The sequence below is a fragment of the Coprococcus sp. ART55/1 genome, assembly GCF_000210595.1.
GTDB lineage: Bacteria > Bacillota > Clostridia > Lachnospirales > Lachnospiraceae > Coprococcus > Coprococcus aceti.
Window position 1 is genome coordinate 2,826,597 of sequence record NC_021018.1, and the last position, 7,938, is coordinate 2,834,534.

Below are 7,938 nucleotides of genomic sequence, written 5' to 3' on the forward strand. Positions count from 1 at the left end.
TACACCTCCTCCAAATCTTGCGGCACCACAGCCGGAACACTGCTGTCTGCAGTTAGGGGTTACCTTTTCGTTCTGGGCGTTCTCCCACTCTCTCTCAAGGAACTTTCTTGTGACTCCTATATCAATGAAATCCCATGGAAGTATCTCATCAACACTTCTGTCCCTGTATGTGTAGAAATCTATATCCAGACCGTGCTTTGCCATGGCGTTGTCCCAGTTTTCTTTTTTGAAGAACTCTGTCCATGCGTCAAATATCTGACCGGCCTTATAGACATCATATATTACATCGCAGAGCTTCCTGTCGCCTCGAGCAAGCAGTCCCTCAAGTATGGTGATATCTGCTTCGTGGTACTGGAACTTAAGACTCTTATGGTTCTTCTCTGCGCGGAATCTGTCCTTCACAAAGTATGCACGCTTGACAAATTCCTCAGGCCTTATCATCGGAGCCCACTGGAACGGAGTAAATGGCTTTGGCACAAAATATGATGCCGATGCGGTGACCATGACACGTCCATTTCGTTCTTCTCTTGGGATATTTGCAAAGAAAAGCTCAGTGATCTCCTCCGACAGGTCTGCAATCCCGGCAATATCGTCATATGTCTCAGTAGGAAGGCCCATCATGAAGTACAGCTTCACCTTATCCCAGCCGCCTTTGAAGGCCTTCAGGGCACCATCCATTATGTTCTCCTTTGTGAGACCCTTGTTTATAACATTTCTGAGTCTCTGCGTTCCTGCCTCAGGGGCAAATGTAAGTGAACTCTTCTTCACATCCTGGATCTTGCTCATGACATCCAGAGAAAAGGCGTCTATACGGAGCGATGGCAGAGAGATATTTACATGCTCATTGTCCATCTTCTCGATCAGGCAGTCTGTGAGCTCCGGAAGCTCCTCGTAATCACTCGACGACAGACTGCTGAAGGTTATCTCCTCGTGTCCTGTACTTGCCAGCATTTTCTCAGCATAGCCCTTTAACAGATTGACATCCTTAGGTCTGGTTGGTCTGTAAATCATTCCAGCCTGGCAGAATCTGCAGCCTCTTATACATCCGCGCATGATCTCAAGAACAACTCTGTCCTGAGTGAGCTTCATGAATGACACAACAGGCTTCTCTGGGTATGTGACTTTGCTGTGATCCATGACGACCGTCTTGGTTATCGTGGCAGGCACATCTTCAAATCTAGGAGCAAATGAAGCTATCGTGCCATCTTCCTTGTATGTGACTTCATAGAGCTCAGGAACGTATAATCCCGGAATGTTGGACACCTTTATGAGAAATTCTTCCCTGGTCATATCAGAGTGCTTATACACCTTGTAAAGCTCCAGAAGTGCATCATATGATACTTCGCCCTCACCCATATAGAATATGTCAAAGAAGTCTGCTATAGGCTCAGGATTGTATGAGCATGGGCCTCCGCCTATAACAAGTGTGTCTCCCTTTTTTCTGTCTCTTGTACGGAGTGGGATCCCAGCCAGATCAAGCACCTGAAGAATATTGGTGTAACACATCTCGTACTGGAGTGTTATTCCAAGGAAATCAAAATCCTTTATAGGATCCTGGGATTCCAGCGCGAACAGAGGGATGTCATGTTCTCTCATCTCCGCGTCCAGATCAGGCCATGGCGAATAAACTCTTTCACACCATGTGTCCTCTCTCCTGTTGAACATATCGTACAGTATCTGAATTCCGAGATGGGACATACCTATCTCGTATACATCAGGAAAACACATGCAGAAACGCACATCAACCTTGTCCTTGTCCTTCATAACACTGTTGTATTCTCCACCTATATATCTGGCGGGCTTTTCAACCTTCATCAGTATTTCATCCGGTAAAGCTAATCTTCTCATAAAATAATATCCTTAAATAATTTTCTTGTAATCATATTATCTGATATCTCCAAATGGAAATATTCAATTACAGCAAAAGAGATGCGCACGGAATATCCGTATTCAGTGCGCATCCTCTATATCTATATCGTATCAGGAACTGTGATCCTATACCGCATTATCCAATATTAGTTTTTGAAACTATGGATAGGGGCTGGAATACGTCCACCTCTGTTGACAAACTTATCACATGCAAATCTGTTGACAGGCATGATAGGTGCGTATCCGAGAAGTCCGCCAAATTCAGCCTGATCTCCAACTGTCTTACCGATAACAGGGATAAGTCTTACAGCGGTTGTCTTCTGGTTGATCATACCAAGAGCCATCTCATCAGCGATAATTCCTGATATGGTTGCAGGTGATGTATCACCAGGAATTGCTATCATATCAAGACCTACTGAACATACACATGTCATGGCCTCAAGTTTCTCAAGAGTTAATGCTCCTGCGGAAACTGCATCGATCATTCTCTGGTCCTCAGATACAGGGATGAATGCACCGGAGAGTCCTCCGACGTATGATGAAGCCATAACTCCACCCTTCTTAACCTGATCGTTGAGGAGCGCAAGTGCTGCTGTTGTACCAGGAGCTCCGGCGTATTCAAGACCGATCTCCTCGAGAATCTCACCTACACTGTCTCCGACTGCAGGAGTAGGGGCAAGTGACAGGTCAACTATACCAAATGGTACGCCGAGCATCTTGGATGCCTCTTTTGCAACGAGCTGTCCAACTCTGGTTACCTTGAAAGCAGTCTTCTTGATGGTCTCGCAGAGTTCCTCAAAGTTTTCTCCTCTTACCTTCTCAAGGGCTTTCTTTACAACACCAGGGCCGCTGACTCCAACATTGATGACACAGTCTCCCTCGGTAACACCGTGGAATGCACCGGCCATAAATGGGTTGTCATCAGGTGCGTTACAGAATACTACAAGCTTTGCACAACCGATGGAATCTGCTTCTTTGGTGAGCTCGGCAGTGTCTCTGATCATCTCTCCTAGAATCTTGACTGCATCCATATCTATACCGGTTTTGGTTGAACCTACATTTATGGAGCTGCACACCTTTCCTGTGCTTGAGAGTGCTTCAGGAATTGAACGGATAAGAAGCTCATCAGCAGGAGTCATGCCCTTATTTACAAGCGCTGAATATCCTCCGATGAAGTTGACTCCTATGGTGTCTGCAGCCTTGTCAAGAGCCTTTGCTATCTTTACAAAATCTCCGGTGGTCTTACATACGGAACCACCAACCAGTGCTATAGGTGTTACAGAAACTCTCTTGTTGACGATTGGTATACCATATCTTCTTGATATCTCCTGACCTGTTGATACAAGATCCTTGGCATATGTTGTTATCTTGTTATATATCTTTGTACATGTATCATCCACATCTGTGCCTACACAATCCAAAAGACTGATTCCCATTGTGATGGTACGAACATCCAGATTCATGTCTGAGATCATCTTATTGGTCTCGATTACTTCATTTATGCTAATCATGTATATCCTCTTTTCTGTCTGTCAGACTGTATATTATTAGATTCTGTGCATTGTCTCAAAGATCTTCTCGTGCTGTACCTTTATCTGTACTCCAATCTCTTCTCCGATCTGTCCGAGTTCTGATGCGATGAGCTCTGTTGATTTGGATGACTCCTGTGTATCAACCACCATCATCATGTTGAAGTACCCTGCAACTATAGTCTGTGATATGTCAAGTATATTGATCTGGTTGTTTGCCAGATATACACATACCTTAGCTGTGATTCCCACGCTGTCCTTACCTACTACAGTTATGATTCTCTTTTTCATTTCATTTATCCTCCTTGTTGATGATGGAGCCTGTACATACAGAACCCATCTTTATTCACTCCTAAAAATCAGCCTATGCCTCTATGGCAGCCATAGGCATGTCTCTTCTGGCTACTGCCAGCCCAAATTCCCTTACATCGTTGGCGTATGAATTGTTTTCAAGCTCCAGCTTGACTGTCTCGTATGCCAGCTCTTCAAAATTGTTCTCCTTGCTCAGATGTCCCAGAAGGATACCCTTCACATGGTCATTCAGAAGTCTGTATATGAGCTGCCCTGATAATTCGTTGGACAGATGACCATAGTTGCCAAGGATTCGTCTCTTGAGATAATAAGGATATGGTCCCGCCTCAAGCATTCTGACATCATGATTGGCCTCAACTACCATTATATCTGAGTTGTCAAGCTTATCTACAATATAATCATTATAATTGCCCATATCAGTCGCTATGGACACTTTTTTGCCATCTCCATACAGGCTGTAGCATACCGGATCCGCTGCGTCATGCCAGATGGATGATGGATCAACGGTTATATCCTTTATCAGTATCTTTTCATCAGGACGAATCTCATGAAACAGTCCCTCATCGATACTGCCAAGGGAGGTCATCTTCTTCATCTCAGCTATGGTTCCTGCAGTGGCATATATAGGAACACCGTGCTTTCTTGCCAGAACACCTATGCCCTTCACATGATCTATATGCTCATGCGTTACAAGAACACCATCAAGTTCAGACGGCTTTATTCCCTCATCCTTAAGGGCGTTTTCAACCCTCTTGCAGCTTATGCCTACATCCACAAGAAGATGGGTATCGCTATTGCCGACGTAATAGCAGTTACCGCTGCTACCGCTTGCTATACTTAGTAATTTCATAATCTACTCTTCTGTTGTAATTTATTTGTACCATGTGACTGTGCGGTCCATGGTCTGAGATCCATATGACTGTAATATCTTCTGTCAAAGCCCTCAAGCTCACCGAGATTCACAGCAGTCAGGGTCTCTTTAAACGCATATATTCTATCAATAAAACTCTTATCAATCAAGCACTTATGTGCTCCGTGCAGGGATGTATTTCCTGCAAATTCTGATTTTCCCTGAAAACTGTCCGGAAAAAGTCCAAGGCTTACCGCACTTGATATATTAAGACTGCACCCGAAGCCTCCTGCCAGATATACACGTGATACGTCCTCTGCCGTTATCCCCGCCATATCCATGAGGGATTCTATCCCTGCACATATGGCTGCCTTTGCAAGGAGAAAGCTTCTGATCATATCCATGTCAATTTTCACTCCACCCGCAAGTCTGTAGCCTCCGTCTATATACTGATCAACCAGGACTCCATCGTCATTCACTATGTGTAGCAAATTAAGTCTGTTCAGCAGATCAAAGGCTGTGGTTGGAGCTGCAACACCTCTCCTCAGCATTCCCTCAAATGCCGGACCACATGCACATGAGGTGGCATAACCGATACCCTGCTTTGCAAGTATGAGTTCTCCGTTTGTTCCGAGATCTGCAAACAACTGATATTTGTCAGACCTGTCAATGTTACAGACGACTGCACCGCACAATGCGTCAGCTCCAACAAATGCGCTGAGGTTAGGAAGACATGTGACTTCCGCACTGCAAAATCTTTCATCATCAAAGAAATCCTTCCCTGATACTGTTATACTGTCAGGATTCCTGATCTCAAATGGTGCATGCCCGAGATTGTCCAGAAGCAGCCGCTCCAGTATTGCATTCATGGTGGTGTTTCCGGAAATAATTATCCTTGATATATCTGCAGGGGCATACCCCATTCCGGCCAACTCTGAGGAAATCCTTGTGACTACTGAGCTTCTGAGCTTTGTCAGTCCATCTTCTGTGGAGCCTGTTCGGATCCTTGATATGACATCGCTGCCATATTCAATTTGCGGATTCATAAATCCACATCTGTCCGTGACACTTCCATCAGACATATCTATCTGTTCTATGGCGATGGTGGTGGTGCCTAAATCTATAGCTATGCCTATACCACGACCATCGCCATTATATACGTTGTTGAATTCATCAGCACCCTTGTACGAAGCAAGGACTGACATGTTATCCTCACCTATGGTTATCTGTATGTTATCAGTGATAGTGTAGGTACAGCTTTTTACCGTGCCCGCACCTTTTACATCCACCAGACATCTCTGACACCTTCCAAGACCTCCGCAGTTTCCACTGAACACATATCCGGCGCTGCACAGCACCTTGAACAGATTGTCACCGCGTCTGCAGGCGATTATTTTGTTGTCATTTACGGTTAAAGTGAGTTCATTGTTAATCATCGATATCAACTACAATTAATTGTATATTCCCTTTGTCATGACTTCCTTTGGCTTGTAGCCCTTATCAGCAAGTGTGTTGATGATGAGCTGCTTGTGCTCAGGGCCAAATGCCTCCATAGTGATAACAAGCTCAACTGCTGAATTCCTGTTGATGGATACGAACTGGTTGTGCTCAAGCTTGATAACATTTCCCTGGAGATCAGCGATAACCTTTGAAATGTTCATGAGTGCACCCGGCTTGTCAGGAAGAAGTGTTGAAACTGTGAAGATCCTGCTTCTTGCGATAAGTCCGTGCTGTACAAGTGAGGCAAATGTTATCATATCCATATTGCCGCCCGACAGTATGCTTACGACCTTGGCACCCTTTACATCGAGATGCTTAAGTGCTGCCACTGTGAGAAGGCCTGAATTCTCAACAAGAAGCTTGTGATTCTCAAGCATATCGAGGAATGAAACGATGAGTTCGTTATCCTCTACAGTTATAATATCATCTATGTTCTTCTGTATATATGGGAAAATCTTGCTTCCCGGTGTCTTTACTGCAGTTCCATCTGCAATGGTGTCTACATATGGAAGTGTTGTAACCTTCTTGTTCTTCAGTGAGACCTGCATACAGTTTGCTCCGGCAGGCTCAACACCTATGACCTTGATGTTCGGATTCATCATCTTGGCAAGTGTGGACACACCTGTTGCCAGACCGCCACCTCCGATAGGAACAAGGATATAGTCAACGAAAGGAAGCTCCTTTATGATCTCCATCGCAACCGAGCCCTGTCCTGTGGCAACATCGAGATCATCGAACGGATGAATGAATGTATAACCCTTGTCCTCTGCAAGCTCAAGAGCGTATGCACATGATTCATCATATACGTCTCCATACAGTATAACCTCTGCGCCGTATGCCTTAGTTCTGTTAACCTTGATGAGAGGTGTAGATGAAGGCATAACGATGGTCGCCTTTACTCCATATGCTTTTGCAGCATATGCCACACCCTGGGCATGATTTCCAGCCGAAGCTGTTATCAGTCCCTTCTGTCTCTCTTCATCTGAAAGAGTGCTTATCTTGTAATATGCACCCCTGATCTTGTATGCACCGGTCTTCTGAAGGTTCTCAGGTTTGAAGTATACCTTGTTGCCTGTTATCCCACTGAAATAGTCACTGTATATGAGCTTTGTAGGGAGAACCACCTTATGTACAATGTCGTAGGCCTCCTCAAATTTCGCAAGTGTCAGTTTGTCTGTTGTGTTCTGTTCTGCCATTTGTTAATGTCTCCTTATGTAAAAATCCTTTTGAAAATCATATATGGTTGTGCACAGATATAAGTACATTGACATACATACATATGATCATTATATATGCCGTAGTATTACATGTCATCGCCGATGAGCATATCGATCTCGGATCTGTCCTCGTCAAAATCTGCGAACAATGCGTTGACATATTCCTGAGGGTCAAATCTCTGGAGATCACCGATCTTCTCACCAACTCCGATAAACTTGACCGGTACGTCAAGCTCTGCCTGGATCGCTATCGCAATACCACCCTTGGCAGTTCCGTCAAGCTTGGTGATAACTATACCGTCAAGCTCAGTTACATTGCTGAACTGTCTTGCCTGTTCAAGGGCATTCTGACCTGTTGTTCCGTCCAGAACTATGAGCGCCTCAACATTTGCCTCCGGATAATCCCTTGTGATGATCCTTCTCATCTTTGCAAGCTCGTCCATGAGATTCTTCTTGTTGTGAAGTCTTCCCGCTGTATCAACGAGAAGGATATCCGTATCTCTTGCCTTGGCGGCAGCCACTGCGTCGTATACAACTGCAGCGGGATCAGCGCCCTCATTGTGTGAAATTATATCAACCTGTGCCCTGTCAGCCCAGGTCTTTAACTGATCTATGGCGGCAGCTCTGAATGTATCGGCAGCAGCCATGAGAACCTTCTTGC

7 protein-coding genes are annotated in these 7,938 nt (G+C 44.8%); all 7 read right to left on the reverse strand.

The window, feature by feature from the left end; all coding sequences use genetic code 11:
• On the reverse strand, positions 1-1,848 hold a 1,848-nt coding region (locus CCU_RS12730), incomplete at its 3' end, for a TIGR03960 family B12-binding radical SAM protein (RefSeq protein ID WP_208896257.1).
• A 167-nt stretch (positions 1,849-2,015) separates the two neighbouring features.
• Positions 2,016-3,380: a PFL family protein gene (locus tag CCU_RS12735; protein ID WP_015534944.1), complete on the reverse strand. Its 1,365-nt coding sequence runs from the start codon at positions 3,378-3,380 to the stop codon at positions 2,016-2,018.
• Positions 3,381-3,416: 36 nt separating this feature from the next.
• Positions 3,417-3,689, reverse strand: a complete 273-nt coding sequence (locus tag CCU_RS12740; RefSeq protein WP_015534945.1) for an ACT domain-containing protein — start codon at positions 3,687-3,689, stop codon at positions 3,417-3,419.
• Between the two features lie 73 nt (positions 3,690-3,762).
• Positions 3,763-4,560, reverse strand: coding sequence for an MBL fold metallo-hydrolase (locus CCU_RS12745; RefSeq protein ID WP_015534947.1), 798 nt, complete (start codon positions 4,558-4,560; stop codon positions 3,763-3,765).
• Positions 4,557-5,996: an ASKHA domain-containing protein gene (locus CCU_RS12750; protein WP_015534948.1), complete on the reverse strand. Its 1,440-nt coding sequence runs from the start codon at positions 5,994-5,996 to the stop codon at positions 4,557-4,559. Before CCU_RS12750 ends, CCU_RS12745 begins: the two co-directional genes overlap by 4 nt.
• Positions 5,997-6,011: 15 nt before the next feature.
• The gene (gene ilvA / locus CCU_RS12755) at positions 6,012-7,256 is read right to left on the reverse strand and encodes a threonine ammonia-lyase (RefSeq protein WP_015534949.1); all 1,245 of its coding nucleotides are present in this window, start codon (positions 7,254-7,256) and stop codon (positions 6,012-6,014) included.
• Positions 7,257-7,363: 107 nt separating this feature from the next.
• Positions 7,364-7,938, reverse strand: a 575-nt coding sequence (gene ftsY / locus CCU_RS12760; RefSeq protein WP_208896258.1) for a signal recognition particle-docking protein FtsY, incomplete at its 5' end; no start/stop codon positions are given.